The organism is Cupriavidus sp. GW823-FHT06D04, assembly GCF_058795055.1.
In genome coordinates, this window is the sequence record NZ_JBXAHL010000024.1 from 57,123 (window position 1) to 74,004 (window position 16,882).

Sequence of the window (16,882 nt, forward strand, 5' to 3'; positions counted from 1 at the left end):
GGGCCTAAGCAGCCTGCGGCAGCAGCTCGATCCCATCGAGCTGCGCCGCGCACGTATCGCGCACGATCGAGACAAAGTCCGCCACATAGGGCCGGCGCGCCATCGCCGCCGGCACCGTGGCGTAGAGCTCGCTCCACAACCCTCTGGCGCCGATGCGCTTGGCCAGCACGTAGTCGTGGTCAACGTAGTTCTTCACGCCCCAGTTGGGCAGCGCCGCCACGCCGCGGCGGCTGGCTACCAGCTGCAGCACCGCCACCGTCAGTTCCGCCGTGCGCCGTTCCAGGTGGATACCGGCAGGCTCCAGCACCTCGCGGATCAGGTCGATGCGCTGCTCCGGCACTGGATAAGTAATCAGCGTTTCGCCGGCCAGGTCCCCGGCTTCGATGCGGCGCTTGTTGCGCAGCCGGTGTTCATTGGCGATGACCGCCAGGATCTCGAAGCGGAACAGCGGCGCCACCTCCAGCCCGCGCCGGGCCGCCGGCAGCGAGCCGATCACCATGTCGGCGCGGCCGTCGCTGAGCAGCGCGATCGGGTCGGCGTGGAAGCCCGCCACCAGGTCCACCTCCACTTCCGGCCAGCGGCGGCGGAACTCATCCATCACCGGCATCAGCCAGTCAAAGCAGGTATGGCATTCCAGCACCACGCGCAGCTCGCCGCGGGTGTCGCCCTTGAGCCGTTCGATATCGCGGTCGGCCGCGCTGACCGCGGCCATCACCTCGCGCGCCAGCGCGAGCAGGCGTTCGCCCGCCGGCGTGAAGCGCAGCCCCTGGCGCGTGCGGTCGAACAGCGGCAGCCCGTAGTGCGATTCGATCGCCTTGATCTGGTGCGATAGCGCTGACTGGCTGACATGCACGCGCTCGGCCGCGGTGGCCAGCTTGCCGGACTCGGCAATCGCCACCAGCGAACGCAAATGGCGGACTTCGATCATGTCGTGCCCCCAACCTGCCGCCCGCCCATCTTGATATGAAACTGATTCATACGTTGTTTAAAACTTGTCGCTTGATTCATTTTACGGGCAAACCGACACTGTGCGCCAGACATCTTCCGGAGCAACATCCATGGCACGCACCCATATCCTCGGCTTTCCCCGCATCGGCGAACGCCGCGAACTGAAATTTGCACAAGAAGCGTTCTGGCGCGGCGACCGCACCGAAGCCGAGCTGCGCGACGTAGCCGCGCAACTGCGCCGCCGCCACTGGCAACTGCAGGCCGACCGCGGCCTGGACACCGTCGCCACCGGCGACTTTGCCTATTACGACCAGATGCTGAGCCTGACCGCGCTGCTGGGCGCGCTGCCGCGCCGCTTCGGTTTCGATCCGGCCCAGCTCACGCTGACGCAGTACTTCGAGCTGGCGCGCGGCAACCGCGAGCAGCCGGCCATGGAAATGACCAAGTGGTTCGACACAAACTACCACTACCTGGTCCCGGAACTGGACGCCGAGACCACGTTCGACGGCGGCCCGGCATGGTTCTTCGAGGAAGCCGATGAGGCGCTTGCGCTTGGCCTGCGCGCCCGCCCGGTGCTGATCGGGCCGGTCACCTACCTGTGGCTGTCCAAGAGCCATGTGGCGGGCTTTGACCGCCTGACGCTGCTGCCGCAACTGCTGCAGGGCTATCGCCGCATCCTTGGCCAGCTCAAGGCGCGCGGCATCGAATGGGTGCAGATCGACGAGCCGGCGCTGTGCCTGGACCTGGAGCCGGCCTGGCTCGACGCGTTCGACACCGCCTACGCTGCCTTGCGCGAAGCCGGCCCCAAGCTGCTGCTGGCCACCTATTTCGACACCGCCGCCGACCATGCGCAGCGCGCCGCTGCGCTGCCGGTCGATGGCTTCCATATCGACCTGGTGCGGGCGCCGGAACAGCTGGCAACGTGGCAGGCCGCGCTGCCCGCGCACGCCGTGCTGTCGCTGGGCGTGATCGACGGCCGCAATATCTGGGGCACCGACTTGCGCCGGGTGCTGGACACCCTGCGCCCGGTGCAGGCCGCGCTGGGCGAGCGCCTGTGGCTGGCACCGTCGTGCTCGCTGCTGCATGTGCCGGTGTCGCTCGCGCATGAAGTGCGCCTCGATGCCGAGCTGAAGTCGTGGCTCGCCTTCGCCACCGAAAAGCTCGACGAACTGTCCGTGCTGGCCCGCGCGTTGAACGAGGGCGACGCCGCCGTCGCCGAAGCGCTGGCAGCATCCGACGCCGCGCAGGCCTCGCGCCGCGCCTCGCGCCGGGTGGTCAACCCGCGTGTGCAGCAGCGGCTGGCAGCCGTGAGCGCCGGCATGGCCAACCGCGCCAGCCCCTTTGCCGAGCGCATCGAGCGCCAGCGCCAGGCGCTGCAGCTGCCGCTGTTGCCGACCACCACGATCGGCTCGTTCCCGCAGACCGCCGCCATCCGCCAGACCCGCGCCGCCTTCAAGCGCGGCGAGATCGGCGCGCTCGAATACCTGGAGCGCATCCGCGCCGAGATCGCCGTGGCCGTACGCAAGCAGGAAGCACTGGGGCTGGACGTGCTGGTGCACGGCGAAGCCGAGCGCAACGACATGGTCGAGTACTTCGGCGAGCAGCTGTGCGGCTACGGCTTTACCGAGAACGGCTGGGTGCAGAGCTATGGCTCGCGCTGCGTCAAGCCGCCGGTGATCTACGGCGATGTGTACAGGCCCGAGCCGATGACGGTCGATACCGCCCGCTATGCGCAATCGCTGACCGAGCGGCCGATGAAGGGCATGCTCACCGGCCCCATCACCATGCTGCAGTGGTCCTTCGTGCGTGACGACCAGCCGCGTGCCACCACCGCGCGCCAGCTGGCCCTGGCCATCCGCGATGAAGTGTGCGACCTGGAGCAGGCCGGCATTCGCGTGATCCAGATCGACGAACCCGCGCTGCGCGAAGGCCTGCCGCTGCGCCGCGCCGACTGGGATGCCTACCTGGACTGGGCCGTCACCGCCTTCCGGCTGTCGGCCAGCGGCGTGCAGGACCAGACCCAGATCCACACCCATATGTGCTATGCCGAGTTCAACGACATCCTGCCCGCCATCGCCGCCATGGACGCGGACGTGATCACCATCGAGACCTCGCGCTCGGCAATGGAACTGCTGGAAGGCTTCGGCGACTTCGACTACCCGAACGAGATCGGGCCGGGCGTCTACGACATCCACTCGCCACGGGTGCCGTCGGTGCAGGCCATGGAGCGGCTGCTGGACCGCGCCTGCGAGGTGGTGCCGCCGCAGCGGCTGTGGGTCAACCCGGACTGCGGCCTGAAGACGCGCGGCTGGGAAGAGACCGAAGCAGCGCTGGCCAATATGGTCAGCGCGGCCCGCGCGCTGCGCGCGCAGCTGTCGGCGCGGGGCGCAACGACATGGAAGCGCGTCAGCAAGCCTGCAGCCGCCACCGCCGCGGCAGTGCCCCACGCCAGCGGCGCGTGCACGGCCTGCGCTACGCACGCGCACTGAGCCGGCGCGGCGCCAATACCGCGGTGTTCTGTCCAGGCAGCGGGCGGGCCATCTACGCCGGGGTGCGCTACAACTTCTGAGCCTTGCGCCGGCAGGAAAAGACAAAGGCCGCATGCCTGCGAGGGCATGCGGCCTTTGTCCTTGATGGCGGGATCGTCAGTTCACGCGCATCACCGCCGGCGGCATCCAGTTGCCGTCCAGCAGCACCTGCTCCGGCCAGTACGCGCGCAGCATCATGTTCAGGCCATCGGGCGGCGCCGGCAGCCAGTTCGCTGCCTTGGCGCCGGCCGGGCGCTCGTGCTGGATATAGATATCGAGCGAGCCGTCGCGGTTGTAGCGCAGGCGGTCGCGGCTGCCCACGGCGTAGCGCTGGATCGGGTTGGGAATGAAAGCCTGCCGGTCGTTGTACAGCGTCAGCGACCAGAACGCGCGTGCCGGCGGCAACTGGTCCTTGTCGAAATGCAGCACATAGCTTGCCCCGCCCTGCAGCGGCCTGCCGTTGGCATCCGTGCGGGTGGAGGCGTAGATGGCATCCTCGGGCAGATTGGCACCCAGGCCCACCCAGGCGGTCACCGCGCGGCGGCCGTAGCTGGTGCCATAGGTGCCCAGGTCGCGATGCATGACCCAGCCGTTGCCGGCATCGGCATTGCCCTTGCGCGCGCCCTGCACGATGGCCGCCAGCGCCGCGGTGGCGCCCTCCTGCACCGCGCGCGCGGTGGAGGGCTCCATCACCGTGGTCTTGAACGGCACCCCGGGGGTGATGCCCATGCGGCGGAGCTTGTCGACCATGGCGGCATCGGCGGGCGCCGGCGGATTGGCCGGCAGCAAGGCGGCAAAGCGCGTGAAGAAGGCCTGTGCATCCATTGCCGCCACCTGCTCCACGGGCGAGCTTTCGGTGTCGATGGCCGTGGGCCGCGGCGCAGCCTTCTCGGCCACGCGCCTCCCGCCACCCCAGGCCGACAGCGGCGTCAGCCGGTACTGGTCCTGCAGCCGGTGCACCGCCGGGAAGTCCTGCTTGCCATTGGTCTGCGTGCGGCCGATCAGCCAGACCATCGACGTGGGCGAGCGGATCTCCTGCATGCCCTTGGGCAGCGTGCCGCGCCAGTCAGGCCCGGTGATGACGAAATTGCCGCGGCGGGTGCCGGTCGTGCGCTTGCCGGGCGACGCGAACACATTGGTCCACGCATCCATCAGCGGCATCAGGTAGTAGCGCCCTTGCGTATCGGGCACCGACAGGATGACCGGCTCCCTGGACAGGTCGAGCCAGGCCGACGAATACAGCGTGTCGGCGTTGGGGCTGACCACATCGGTGAAGCTTGCGTCCGGGAAGGTGCGCTTGTGGCTGAAGGTATTGACCGGCGTGCGCAGCGTCATCAGCTCGCGCGTCACGTCCATCAGCACCATCGGATAGGCGAAGGTGAAGACCTCGGCAGACAAGGCCTTCATGGCCTGGTCGGACGGCGGTTGCTCGGCGACTACCGGGCTGGCCCCGTGATCCGGCGCTGACACACAACCGGACAGCATGACGGCGAGCGTGACCGCGCTCGCCAGTTGACGAAAGGAAGGCTTCATGACCCCGTTTTCCCAATGTTTTTGCGGCTTTTCGGGCGTTGCGGCTATGACTGCCGGCATGTCTTCCCGAAGGCGCATCTATTCCGTGCGCATCTTGTCCCGCACGCCGGTGACCTGTCAATTCCCATGAAGTCGGGAAGCGAGGGCAAGCGCACCGAACGCCGGCGGCATCGGTCAGGGGTGAATCATAAGGCACTATAAGGGATGATGAAAGCCGCACGGATGGCCGCAGCCGGGAGCTTTTCCCTCTATCAGGCCTCAGCGCGTCAGGAAATCCAGCACCACCTTGCTGAATGCCTCGGCCTGCTCCAGGTTGGAGATATGTGCGGCCTCCAGCTCGACATAGTGGGCGCCCGGGATCGTCTGCGCCAGGAACACGCCATCGCGCGGCGGCGTGGGCAGGTCGCCCGATCCGGCGATAACCAGCGTCGGCGTGGTGATTTTTTCGATTTCCGCGCGCAGGTCGGCATCGCGCACGGCCAGGCAGTTGGCCGCATAGCCCGCGGCCGGGCTGGCGCCGAGCATGGCGCGCAGCGATGCCACCAGCCCCGGATGCGCGGCCGCATACGGCGGGGTGAGCCATTTGTCGACCACCGCGGCCGCGATCGATGCCACGCCGTCGCGCTCGACCGCCGCGGCGCGGTTGGTCCAGTTCTCCGGCGGGCCGATATAGGCAGCGGTATTGCACAGCACCAGCTTTTGCAGGCGCGGGCCATGGTTCAGGGCCAGCCACATGCCAGTGATGCCACCCATCGACAAGCCGCAGAAACTGGCCTCGCCGATGCCAAGGTGATCGAGCAGCGCGATCACGTCGCCGCCGAGTTGCGCGATGCTGTACGGACCCGCCGGCACCGACGACTCGCCATGGCCGCGCGTGTCATAGCGCAGCACGCGGAAGTGCTGGCTGAAGGCCGCCACCTGCGGCTCCCACATGCTGAAGCTGGTGCCCAGCGAATTGGACAGCACCAGCACCGGCAGGTGCTCGGTGCCATCGAGGCGGTAATGCAGTCGGACGTTGGCGAGGTCGGCGTATGGCATGGCGTTTGGCTCAGGATCAGTGGGCTGGGTGGCAGGCGCTCAGTTCGGTGCGATGGCCGAACCGTGTTGCGCCAGCGGCGTGATCTTGATCTCCATGTACGGGTACAGCGGCAGCGTGGTCAGCAGCGTGTGCAGTTCGTCGTTGTCGCCGACATCGAAGATGCTGACGTTAGCGTACTGGCCGACCACGCGCCACAGGTGGCGCCACTTGCCTTCGCGCTGCAGGCGCTGCGACATGGCCTTCTCGTCGGCCTTGAGCTGCTCGACCAACTGCGGATCGAGCGATGCGGGAATCTTGACGGTCATTTCGGCCATGAACAACATGGGGTCTCCTTGTCTGGGGGTACGGTGGGATGGAGGCAGCGCGGGCCGCCTCGTCAAAGATGGCGCACGCCGTCGAGATAGGCCTTGCGCCAGCGCACGATGCGCACCTCGGCAAACAGGCCCGCCTCGGTGAACGGATCGGCGTCGATGAATTGCTTTGCCGCGTCGCGGGTGTCGACATCGACGATATAGATGCCGCCGCCGGCGTCCGAGCCATCGTCGTTGAGCTTGGCGCCGCAGGCCAGCAGCAGCGCCTTGTTGGCTTCCAGGTAATCCAGGTGGCTGGCGCGGGTGGCCTGGCGCACATGCTGGTGATTGGGCTTGTCGACGGTCTCGATCAGGTACGGCATGGCGGTCCTCCTGTCAGCGGCACGCTGGCCGCGGGTCAAAGTCAGGCAATCTGCGCGCCCCACAGCAGCAGCGCGGCAATGTAGATCAGGCCCACCCAGAACATCATGATCACGGTGTAGCCCATCACGTCCTTCAGGTTCAGCTTGGACAGCGCCAGCGCCGGCAATATCCAGAACGGCTGCACCAGGTCGTTCCAGGCATTGCCGAGCATCACCGACATCGAGGTCTGGCTGACCGAGCTGTTGATGGCCTTGGCCGCATCGACCATGAACGGGCCCTGGATCATCCAGTGGCCACCGCCCGAGGGCGCGAAGAAGTTGATCACGAACGAGCTGAGCAGCCCCCAGAACGGCAGCGTCTGCGGCGTGGCGATCTCCACGAACACGCGCGAGATCGTATCCACCAGCCCCGAGCCGGCCATGATCGCCATGATGCCTGCATAGAACGGATACTGCAGGATGATGCCGGAAATGGTCTTGATGCCTTCGTTCAGCTTGGCCACGTAATTGACCGGCGTGCCCAGCAGCAGCACGCCCGCGAACAGGATCAGGAAGTTGATCAGGTTCAGGTCGAGCGAGCCGCCCTGCGTGAAGTAGATGACCGCGTAGGCCATGCCGCACAGGCCGATGGCCAGGCTCAGGATGCGGCTGTTGTTCAGGCGCGCGGCCAGCGTGTTCTCGCCGCCCATGCTGTGGGCCGAGCCGGTCTCGGCCTTGGCGGGTTCCTGGTCGCGGCGGATCTCCACCACATCGGCCGGGTTGCGCGGATGCAGCCAGGCATTGAGCAGCGGCAGCGTGACGATCACCGCCAGGCTGGTCAACAGCATCGGCGTGGAGAAGATTGTTTCAGACAGCGGGATCACGCCCATCAGCTTTTCCATCGGGTGGCCCGGGGTGGAGATCAGCACCGGGATGCTGGCCGACAGGCCCAGCCCGTACAGGGTGAAGCCGCTGTACGCGGCCGCGATGATCAGCGGGTAATGCACGCCACGGACCTTCATCGCCAGCTTCCTGGCGATGATGCCGCCGATCACCAGCCCGAAGCCCCAGTTCAGGTAGCTGCCGATGCCGCCCACCAGCGTGGCGACGATCACCGCGGTGCGCGGCGAGTGCACCGCGCTGACGATGCGGTCGAGCATGCGGTCAGTGAACGGCGCGGTGGCCAGCACATAGCCCATCGCCAGGATCACCGCCATCTGCGTGGTGAACGCCAGCAGGTTCCAGAACCCCTTGCCCCAGCTGACGATCACGGCCGGGGCTGCCTGCCCTTGCACCGTCACCGCCAGCGCCATCGTCAGCAAGGTCAGGCCGATGGCAAATACAAAGGGATCCGGCAAATACCGGCGCATGAGTTCGGTGAAGAACCCGGCGATCTTGCTCATAGTTTCCTTGTCTCCAGTGCCAGACAAAGTTACGTCATTAGAACTACAGTTCTATATGCGAACTTCGCAAATATGCGGGGCTATGCTAATGGCCGGTCGACTGGTAGGTCAAGGAAATGGGGAAGCGCGATTACATCCGTTTCGCGCAACAATTATGGGATTCGCCGCCCGGCATTTTCAGCGCAGGTGTCCCGCGATGCGGCCGATCGGCAGGATCAATACCGCATCTGCACATCGTCGACCTTGCCCGTGCGCGCGTTGTACAGGCAGGCATAGTGGAAGCTGATCGCCGACGAACTGTCGTCAGGCTCGAACACACCCTCCCCATTGACCGAGGTCTGCGCATTGGGACGCAGGTAGTACTGCTCGCGGTCGGCCATCAGCATCACGCTGCCGGGCTGCGGGTAGCGGCGCTTGAGGGCTTCCGCCACGGCCGGCTCGCAGGCCCTGGACGCGGCCCTGGATGCGGCTTGTGGATCGACGGTGATGCGGGTGGTGGCCGGGTGCACAGGGCGCGGTGCCATCTGCGGTGGCGTTTCGCAGGCGGCCAGCAGGCACACCAGCGGCAGGCACAGGCAAGAAGCTCGGATCACGCGGACCTCCTCCGAAGCAGGGCGCCGGCAAGGGCATCCCAAAAAGTGAAGCGGAGCTATCAGGTTACTGCCTCCGGCCTGAAAAGCCAAAGCCGGCGCGCCCCGGCAGCCCGGGGCAACCCCCGGCGATAGCGAATCTTTGAACGCGGCTAAACTATGGCTCGCGGCAGCGCCCCCAGGTTCCGGCCAGGTGCGCGCCGCCAGCACAACCATGATGCCGACACAATGACAACCACAGAGACAAGCGGCAACCGCACTGCCAACCCTGCCCCCCTGCTGCGCACCGCCGCCAGCCTGCTCGTCGTGCGCGATGCGCCGGCCGGCATGGAAGTGCTGCTGGTACGCCGCGTCGAACGCGCCAACGACCGCAGCAGCGGCGCCTATGTTTTCCCCGGCGGCACGCTCGACGCGCAGGACAAGGCCCTGCACGCGCATGCCCACGGCCTGGACGACGCCGTTGCCAGCGAACGCCTGGGCCTGCCGGCCAGCGGCCTGGACTTCTACCTGGCCGCCTTGCGCGAATGCTATGAAGAGGCCGGCCTGCTGTTTGCCTGCGACCGCGACGGGTGCCTGCAGTCGCCGCACCAGCTCGACGCCGCCCGGCAGGCGCTGCTGCGCGAGGCGGTGCAGCGCGGCGGCCCCGGCCTGGCCCACGCTTGCGAGCAACTGGGCCTGCGCCTGGCGGCCGACCGGCTCGCCTATCACAGCTACTGGCTGACGCCGCCCGGCCTGCCCAAGCGTTTCGATACGCGCTTCTTTGTCGCCATCGCCCCCGAAGGCCAGGTGGCCGTGCCCGACGGCACCGAGATCGTGGAGCACCGCTGGATCCGCCCCGGCGAGGCCGCCGATCCGGCCAGCGGCCTGGCGCTGATGCACGTCACGCGCCGCACGCTGAGCTCGATCGCACAGTTTGAGAGCGCCGCGACCTGCTTCGCTTATTACTCGCAGTTGCGCGGCATTGCCTGCATCATGCCGAGGCTGGCCACCGGCGCGGCCGGCGTGCGCCCGGTGATGCCCAACGAGCCGTGCTACGCCGAGATCGGCCGCATCGATCCCGACGGCAACACGCACGGCCGTTATGAGCTGGCACCGGGCGTGCCGGTACGGCTGTCCGAGCGCGTCTGGCGCGTGACCGCCAACAACGGCAACGTGATGACGGGCCCGGGCACCAACACCTACCTGGTAGGCGGCGGCGCGCGCAATGAATGGGCCGTGATCGATCCGGGCCCGGACGATGCCGAGCACGTGCGCGCCATCCTTGCTGCCGCACCCGGTCCGATCCGCTGGATCCTCGCCACGCATACCCACCAGGACCACTCCCCCGCGGCCGCCGCGCTGCAGGCCGCCACCGGCGCCGCGGTGCTCGGGCGTGCTGCGCCAGCCGGCCAGTGGCAGGACGCCACCTTCGAACCACAGCGCGAACTCGACCACGGCGAGCGCCTTGCCATCACCGAGGACTGCACCCTGCGCGTGTGCCACACGCCGGGCCACGCCTCGAACCACCTCTGCTACCTGCTGGAAGAAGAAAAGACCCTCTTCACCGGCGACCACGTGATGCAGGGCTCGACCGTCGTCATCGGCCCGCCCGATGGCGACATGCGCGCCTACCTAGACTCGCTCGCCGCGCTGCAGGACGAAGACCTCGACTGGCTGGCGCCGGGGCATGGCTTCCTGATCGCGCGGCCGCAGGACGCCATCCGCGTCCTGGTCCGGCACCGGCTGCAGCGCGAGGCCAAGGTCGCTGCCGCGCTGCGCGAACTGGGTCCGGCACCGATCAGCGAGCTGGTCCTGCGCGTCTACGACGATGTGCCGCCGCGCATGCATCCGGTTGCGCAGCGCTCGCTGCTGGCGCACCTGCTCAAGCTGCGCGATGACGGCAAGGCGCAGGAAGCGGACGGCGTCTGGTCGGAAGCCACGGCGTAGCACTGGCGCGGGCATCGGGGCCAGTTGAAGTTTTTTGGCGGGGGGCTTGCGCAAACCAGAAATTGCGCTACAATGGCGCCTCTCGTGTGCGGCTGTAGCTCAGTTGGATAGAGTACTTGGCTACGAACCAAGGGGTCGTGGGTTCGAATCCTGCCAGCCGCGCCACCTATGCAGAAAGAAAAAGGGCTTCCGTTTCCGGAAGCCCTTTTTTCATTGCGGCGCTCGCATTTGGCGCCGCCCTCCCTGTTACCACCCCTACCACCGATAGCGCGCCCCGACCGTTCCGCCCGGGTTGCGCCCTGCCCTCACCTTGAACCATAGCTTCATGCCGGTCGACGTATTGCCATGCGCGCCGATGTTGAAGGAGAACAGCCCGCGCAGCAGGTCGGCATCGATCTTGGTGCCGTTGATGTTGATGACCTGCTTGCGGCTGTCCTGCCACCAGTCTGCCTCGACGAAGGGATAGATGCCGGCCAGCCGCGTCGGCTGCGCGCCGTACAGGCGCACGCCGATACCGGCGGCGCTGGCATCGCCGGGCATGGCTTCCATCGGCATGCCGGAGACGGGAGACGTGCCAGGCTGGTAGGCCAGCTGCAAGCGCGGCTGGATGGTCAGCCCGCCTGCGCGCGGCACCACGGCATCGACCGCCAGCGCCATGGTGCGCATGCGGCTGTCGGTAAAACCGCCTGCGGTGGTGATGTCGTCCAGGTGCAGCGACACCCGGCGCGGGCGCTCCATGGCGGCGGTTTCACGGTCCACCGCGGCAAGACCGGGAGCATCGTCATCGGGCCCGGCGCCGGTGGCAAGCGTTAACGCGGATGGGGACGACGGCGACAGCGCGGCATACTCGACGGTGACGGGCTCGGCGGGCGTGGCGGACCAGGCAGGAGAAGCGGTGTCGGCAACCAGCAGATCAGGCACGTCGGCCATGACGGCCTGCCCGGGTTGCGTCTGCAGCGGCTGGTCCCAGCCGGAGACGCCATGGTTTTCCGGAACGGCGTCCTCTGCATGGGCCAGTGCACACATCAGCATGGCCAGGATGACGCTGTACTGCAGGTGATGCAGGACCATGCCGGGGTGCGCAGCACGTGCGTGCCACCCGGGGCAAGTCCCCGCCTCCCTTTCTCTCGATGACAAGACCGTAGTCATGGCAACCACCTTCGGACGTTATATGTGCCTGCCCGATGAGTTTGAGCATAGGTCAAATGCCCTGCCAGCGTTAGCCGGGAGTGTTCGGCCGCGCGCGCCCCGCGCGACGCTGTCGGCCAGCAAATTTGGCCTGGCCGCTGCGCCTTTTCGTCAATAATGGCGGTCATGACAAATCTTGCAGACATAGCCCGGCATGCTGCCGCCGGGAGCAAACCTTATGGCCTTGTGGCGACGTGCGCGCCGGCGTGAGTCCGAGCCCGGGGGCATGGCGCCGCCAGCCGGGCGCAGCCGCAGCCTGAAGCGCAAACTGGCGATCGCCACGGCGGTCGGCGGGCTCTGCACCCTGGTGCTCGCCGCGCTGGTGATGGCCCGCTCGTATGGCGACTTCACCTCGGCCCGGCAGAACCTGTACGACATCTCGGCGTACCGCGAGTTGCTGGACGCCGCCAACGTGCTGTCCGCTGAACGCGGACCGGCCAACAGCGTGCTGGGAGAGCCACCCTCGCCCCACACCGCCGCGCGCGAACGCCTGCAAACCTTCCGCGCCCGCAGCGACGCCGCGCTGGCGCGCTTGGCCGCGCCGCCGCCGGCACCCTTCGGCCTGCACCACCACCACCTGCCGCCGCTGATGGTCGAGCGCGTGCGCGAACGCCTGGCGCGGGCGCGGGCCGAGATCGACGATCTCGCCGGGCGCCCGCGCCAGGACCGTGACATGGACGAGATCCGACACGCCATCGAAAGCATGTTCGAGGTCGTGGACGCGCTGCAGCCGGCCCTCGCCTGGCAGGTGCGCGAGCTCTCCGCCTGCGACGACGGCCTGGCGGCGCCGGCCCTGACAGGCAGGATGCTGGGCGACCTGCGCGAGTATGGCGGGCGCATCGCCTCGCAAATCATGGCGCCCGTGGCGGCGCGCCAGCCGATGCCGGTGCAGAGCCTGGTGGATGCCACGCGCTCGCGCGGCCGGCTGCTTGAGCTATGGCAGCTGGCAGGGCCGGCGTACAACATGTTCGGCGCCGTGCCCGCGCTGGAGCAGGCATACGCCGACGCCAGCCACCAGTTCTTCGGCCAGGGCCTGGCCATGATCGACAGCCTGGTTGCGCAGGGCCGCGTGTCGGGCCATTACTCGATGACGCCGACGGAGCTGACCAACCGCTATGTGCGCACGCTGGAGCCGCTGGAGCGGCTGCGCAGCGTATTCCTGGATGAGGTGGTCGCGCATTTCACCGCAACGCGCGCACAGGCGCTGCGCGAGCTGACGGCCGCGTGCGGCACGTCGGCGCTGATCCTTGCCGTGCTGGGATACGTGCTGGTGTTCACGCAGCGCTCGGTGTTCCTGCCGCTGCTGCAAGCCGGCGACGAAGTGATCGGCCTGGCCGAGGCGCGCGGCCACCCGCACTACGCTGCGCCAGCGGCGTCCACCAGGCCCGCGGCGGAGATGCGGCGCCTGTTCGATGCCATCGAGATCCTGCGCCGCAAGCTGCGCGAGCGCGCCTCGCTGACCGCGCAACTGGAACACCAGGCGCGCACCGACAGCCTGACCGGGCTGCTGAACCGGCGCGCGCTGGAGCTGGTGGCCGCGCAGTACGCGGCACACGACAGCGCCAGCCTGGTGCTGATCGACGTGGACCGCTTCAAGCAGATCAACGACCGCCACGGCCATGCCGCCGGCGACCAAGTGCTGCGCGACCTCGCTGCGATGATGCGCGCGCTGGTGCCGCCCGAAGGCGTGCTGGCACGCTTCGGCGGTGAGGAGTTCGCGCTGCTGCTGCCGCACGGCAGGCCGGGCGAGGCCGCCGCGCTGGCCGAGACCCTGCGCGCGGAAGTCGCATCCCGCCCGGTCTACCTGTCCAGCACCACCCAGCTGCGCGTCACCGCCAGCTTCGGCGTGGCCATCGGACGCGGCGGCGAGCGCCACTGGCAGCGGCTATTCGGCGCGGCCGACGCTGCCATGTACCGCGCCAAGGCCGAAGGGCGCAACTGCGTTCGCGAGGCACAGCGCGAGGAAGGGGTAGCAACCGGCTGAACCAGGCCGACCCCGGAACCAGCACGGAAACGATGGACGAAAAAAACCCGCATCGCTGCGGGTTTCTTCCAGATATCCGAGGCCGGTGCCCGGCAAGGACTCGGTCACCTACGCCGGCTGAAACGAAGAAAGGCTCGCTTGCGCGAGCCTTTCTAAATATTGGTGCCCAGAAGAGGACTCGAACCTCCACAGTGTTGCCACCGCTAGGACCTGAACCTAGTGCGTCTACCAATTCCGCCATCTGGGCTTCGTTTCGCTGCATTGCTGCCGCGATGCGAAGAACGAAATTATGCCGAGCCCGACAGGGACTGTCAACTCCTTGGCGCAAAAAATTTGTGCTCCCTATTGCCCGCCGCCGTGCCGCAGGAAGTCCACCTGCGCCGGCCGGCCAGGCAGGTCCAGCGTGGCCATCGCCGGGGGCGTGCTGGCGATGGACTTGCCGGCACGCAGTACCCGCAGGCGCGTGGCGCGCAGGCGGATCGCCTCCACCGGGTCGCGCGCCTGCAGCAGCACCAGGTCGGCGCGGCAGCCAGGCGCCACGCCGTAGCCGTCCAGCCCCAGGATCTGCGCGGGCGTGGCGGTCACCGCGGCAAAGCAGGCGCGCATGGCCTCCTGCCCGGTCATCTGCGCAACGTGCAGCCCCATGTGCGCCACTTCCAGCATGTCGCCGGAGCCGAGGCTGTACCACGGATCCATCACGCAATCGTGGCCGAACGCCACCCGCACGCCGGCCTCCAGCAACTCCGGCACGCGCGTCATGCCGCGGCGCCGCGGATAGGTATCGTGCCGCCCCTGCAGCGTGATGTTGATCAGCGGATTGGCGATCGCCGCCACGCCGGCCTCGCGCATCAGCGGGATCAGCTTGGACACGTAGTAGTTGTCCATGGAATGCATCGAAGTCAGGTGCGAGCCCGCCACCCTGCCCTGCAGGCCGAGCCGGACGGACTCGCTGGCCAGCGTCTCGATATGGCGCGACAGCGGGTCGTCGCTCTCGTCGCAATGCATGTCGACGCGCAGGCCGCGGTCCGCCGCCAGTTCGCACAGCAGCCGGACCGATTCGGCGCCCTGCGCCATGGTGCGCTCGAAATGCGGGATGCCGCCGACCACGTCGACGCCCATGTCCAGCGCGCGCTTCAGGTTGTCCAGCGCGCCGGGCGCGCGCAGCACCCCGTCCTGCGGGAACGCCACCAGCTGCAGGTCCAGGTAAGGACGCACGCGCTCGCGCACGTGCAGCAGCGCCTCCACCGCCAGCAGCCGCGGATCACACACGTCCACATGCGAGCGGATCGCCAGCAGCCCGCGCGCCACCGCCCAGTCGCAATAGGCCAGTGCGCGCTCGACCAGCGCTTCCTGCGTCAGCATCGGCTTGAGCTCGCCCCACAGCGCAATGCCTTCGAGCAGCGTGCCCGACTGGTTCACGCGCGGCAGACCGTACGACAGCGTGGCGTCCATATGGAAGTGCGCATCGACGAACGGCGGCGTCACCAACTGGCCGGCCGCATCGATCTCCTCGGCGGCGCGTGCAGCCAGTGCCGGCTCAACCGCGGCGATGCGGCCTGCGGCAATGCCGATATCGATGTCGGTGCGCCCGTCGGGCAGGTTGCAATGCCGCAGGATCAGGTCGAGCATGGGGGTCTCTCAGGCAGCAGGCACGGCGATGTTCTCACGGCGCCGGCTCGGGCGCCACGGTGGGCGGGTCCAGGCGTCATACGCGCCGGTCGGGCGCCGCAGGCTCGGGCTCGAGTCCGCAGCCGCGCAGCAGCAGCGCCACCAGGTGCTCGGTGGCCTGCGCATAGTCCTGCTGCTTCAGCTGGCTGACGCCGAGCACCGCGCATACCTGCGACTCGAAATCCGCATAGGTCTGCGTGGCCGCCCAGATCGTGAAGAACAGGTGCTGCGGGTCGACCGGCGCCATCTGGCCGCGGTCGATCCACTGCTGCACCACCGCCGCCTTGCGCGACACCAGCTCGCGCAGCACCTGCCGCAGGACCTCGCCGATCTCATGCGCGCCGTGCAGCAGTTCATTGGCAAATACGCGCGATGCATCCGGATGACTGGCCGACAGCCGCATCTTGGCGCGGATGTATTGTTCCAGCGCCACCTGCGGCGGCAGCTCGGCGCGGATGATATCGGTCTCCGACAGCCACAGCTGCAGCGTATGCGCCAGCACGGCGCGGTACAGCGCCTGCTTGGTGCGGAAGTAGTAATGCAGGTTGGACTTTGGCACGCCGGCGCGCATTGCGATCTCGGCCATGGTGGCGCCGGCAAAGCCCGCGCGCGCGAAGACATGCTCGGCCGCGTGCAGGATCATGGCCTGGTTCTCCTGCCGGATGCGCCCGCCCGGGGCATCGCACGCGGGTAGCGGGCGCCGCGCCGTGGCGCTGGCGGGCGCGTCCATCAGCGCGTGCCGTAGAGGCGGTCGCCGGCGTCGCCCAGCCCGGGCACGATATACCCGTGCTCGTTGAGCGTGTCGTCGATGGCCGCGGTGACGATGCCGACCTCAGGGTGCGCTGCACGCAGCGCGCGCAGCCCGGGGCGCGAGGCGATCAGGCACACGTACTTCATGGTGGTGACGCCGGCCTCTTTCAGGCGGTTCAGCGCGGCGATGGCCGAGTTGCCGGTGGCTAGCATCGGGTCCACCACGATCACCATGCGCTCCTGGATGTCTTCCGGCATCTTGAAGTAGTACTCGATCGGCTCCAGCGTCTCGGGGTCGCGGTACAGGCCGATATGCCCGACGCGCGCCGCCGGCAGCAGTTCCAGCATGCCGTCGATAAAGCCGTTGCCCGCGCGCAGGATCGACACCAGGCACAGCTTCTTGCCGGACAGCACCCGCGACTGCATCGGCGCGATCGGCGTGCGGATGGCGACGGTCTCCATGGCCAGGTCGCGCGTGGCTTCGTAGGTCAGCAACTGGCTGATTTCGCGCACCAGCCGGCGGAAGTTGTCGGTGGTGGTCTCCTCGCTGCGCACCAGGGTGACCTTGTGCTGCACCAGCGGGTGGTCGACGACCAGCACGCCGGGCAGGCCGGCAGCATCGGCATCGAGTGGGTCAACAGCGGGAACAGCGGACATGTCGTTCATGGTGACG

The 16,882-nt window shown here is 68.0% G+C and carries 14 protein-coding genes and 2 tRNA genes; 4 read left to right on the forward strand and 12 right to left on the reverse strand.

Annotated features, from left to right (window positions below; all coding sequences use genetic code 11):
* Positions 1-4 precede the first annotated feature (4 nt).
* Positions 5-928, reverse strand: coding sequence for a LysR family transcriptional regulator (locus AC1Q7H_RS25400; RefSeq protein ID WP_013953227.1), 924 nt, complete (start codon positions 926-928; stop codon positions 5-7).
* A gap of 130 nt (positions 929-1,058) precedes the next feature.
* On the opposite strand from AC1Q7H_RS25400, the gene metE reads away from it, so the two are divergent.
* Complete coding sequence (metE, locus tag AC1Q7H_RS25405; RefSeq protein WP_211981636.1) at positions 1,059-3,437, forward strand: 5-methyltetrahydropteroyltriglutamate--homocysteine S-methyltransferase; 2,379 nt, start codon at positions 1,059-1,061, stop codon at positions 3,435-3,437.
* 156 nt (positions 3,438-3,593) lie between these two features.
* Here metE and AC1Q7H_RS25410 read toward each other — a convergent pair whose 3' ends face one another.
* The 6 genes from AC1Q7H_RS25410 to AC1Q7H_RS25435 form a co-directional block, all read right to left on the reverse strand.
* Positions 3,594-5,009 carry a DUF1254 domain-containing protein gene (locus AC1Q7H_RS25410; RefSeq protein WP_041228661.1) on the reverse strand — a complete coding sequence of 472 codons (1,416 nt, stop codon included), beginning with the start codon at positions 5,007-5,009 and terminating at the stop codon, positions 3,594-3,596.
* Positions 5,010-5,267: 258 nt separating this feature from the next.
* The gene (pcaD, locus tag AC1Q7H_RS25415; protein WP_211981638.1) at positions 5,268-6,047 is read right to left on the reverse strand and encodes a 3-oxoadipate enol-lactonase; all 780 of its coding nucleotides are present in this window, start codon (positions 6,045-6,047) and stop codon (positions 5,268-5,270) included.
* Positions 6,048-6,086: 39 nt separating this feature from the next.
* Positions 6,087-6,371 (reverse strand): muconolactone Delta-isomerase, encoded by a 285-nt coding sequence (gene catC, locus AC1Q7H_RS25420; protein ID WP_211981640.1) that lies wholly within the window; start codon positions 6,369-6,371, stop codon positions 6,087-6,089.
* A gap of 53 nt (positions 6,372-6,424) precedes the next feature.
* Positions 6,425-6,721 (reverse strand): YciI family protein, encoded by a 297-nt coding sequence (locus tag AC1Q7H_RS25425; RefSeq protein ID WP_013953232.1) that lies wholly within the window; start codon positions 6,719-6,721, stop codon positions 6,425-6,427.
* Between the two features lie 41 nt (positions 6,722-6,762).
* On the reverse strand, positions 6,763-8,103 hold the full coding sequence (locus tag AC1Q7H_RS25430) for a short-chain fatty acid transporter (RefSeq protein WP_013953233.1): 1,341 nt from the start codon (positions 8,101-8,103) through the stop codon (positions 6,763-6,765).
* A 215-nt stretch (positions 8,104-8,318) separates the two neighbouring features.
* Positions 8,319-8,696: a hypothetical protein gene (locus AC1Q7H_RS25435; RefSeq protein ID WP_013953234.1), complete on the reverse strand. Its 378-nt coding sequence runs from the start codon at positions 8,694-8,696 to the stop codon at positions 8,319-8,321.
* Positions 8,697-8,921: 225 nt separating this feature from the next.
* Between AC1Q7H_RS25435 and AC1Q7H_RS25440 the strand changes: the two genes are divergently transcribed.
* Both AC1Q7H_RS25440 and AC1Q7H_RS25445 read left to right on the forward strand, forming a co-directional pair.
* A complete protein-coding gene (locus AC1Q7H_RS25440; protein WP_492381875.1) occupies positions 8,922-10,619 on the forward strand; it encodes an MBL fold metallo-hydrolase in 1,698 nt (565 codons plus the stop codon).
* An 88-nt stretch (positions 10,620-10,707) separates the two neighbouring features.
* Positions 10,708-10,784 (forward strand) — tRNA-Arg (locus AC1Q7H_RS25445).
* 90 nt (positions 10,785-10,874) lie between these two features.
* Here the strand turns inward: AC1Q7H_RS25445 and AC1Q7H_RS25450 are convergent.
* A complete protein-coding gene (locus AC1Q7H_RS25450; RefSeq protein ID WP_013953236.1) occupies positions 10,875-11,768 on the reverse strand; it encodes a hydrolase in 894 nt (297 codons plus the stop codon).
* Positions 11,769-12,033: 265 nt separating this feature from the next.
* On the opposite strand from AC1Q7H_RS25450, the gene AC1Q7H_RS25455 reads away from it, so the two are divergent.
* Positions 12,034-13,791 carry a GGDEF domain-containing protein gene (locus tag AC1Q7H_RS25455; protein ID WP_492378019.1) on the forward strand — a complete coding sequence of 586 codons (1,758 nt, stop codon included), beginning with the start codon at positions 12,034-12,036 and terminating at the stop codon, positions 13,789-13,791.
* A 160-nt stretch (positions 13,792-13,951) separates the two neighbouring features.
* Here AC1Q7H_RS25455 and AC1Q7H_RS25460 read toward each other — a convergent pair.
* The 4 genes from AC1Q7H_RS25460 to upp all read right to left on the reverse strand — a co-directional run bounded on the left by AC1Q7H_RS25460 (position 13,952) and on the right by upp (position 16,875).
* Positions 13,952-14,038, reverse strand: a tRNA-Leu gene (locus AC1Q7H_RS25460).
* A 95-nt stretch (positions 14,039-14,133) separates the two neighbouring features.
* A complete protein-coding gene (locus AC1Q7H_RS25465; RefSeq protein ID WP_153953467.1) occupies positions 14,134-15,420 on the reverse strand; it encodes an amidohydrolase family protein in 1,287 nt (428 codons plus the stop codon).
* 76 nt (positions 15,421-15,496) lie between these two features.
* Positions 15,497-16,189: a TetR/AcrR family transcriptional regulator gene (locus tag AC1Q7H_RS25470; RefSeq protein WP_013953239.1), complete on the reverse strand. Its 693-nt coding sequence runs from the start codon at positions 16,187-16,189 to the stop codon at positions 15,497-15,499.
* A complete protein-coding gene (gene upp / locus AC1Q7H_RS25475; RefSeq protein ID WP_013953240.1) occupies positions 16,189-16,875 on the reverse strand; it encodes a uracil phosphoribosyltransferase in 687 nt (228 codons plus the stop codon). Before upp ends, AC1Q7H_RS25470 begins: the two co-directional genes overlap by 1 nt.
* Positions 16,876-16,882 lie beyond the last annotated feature (7 nt).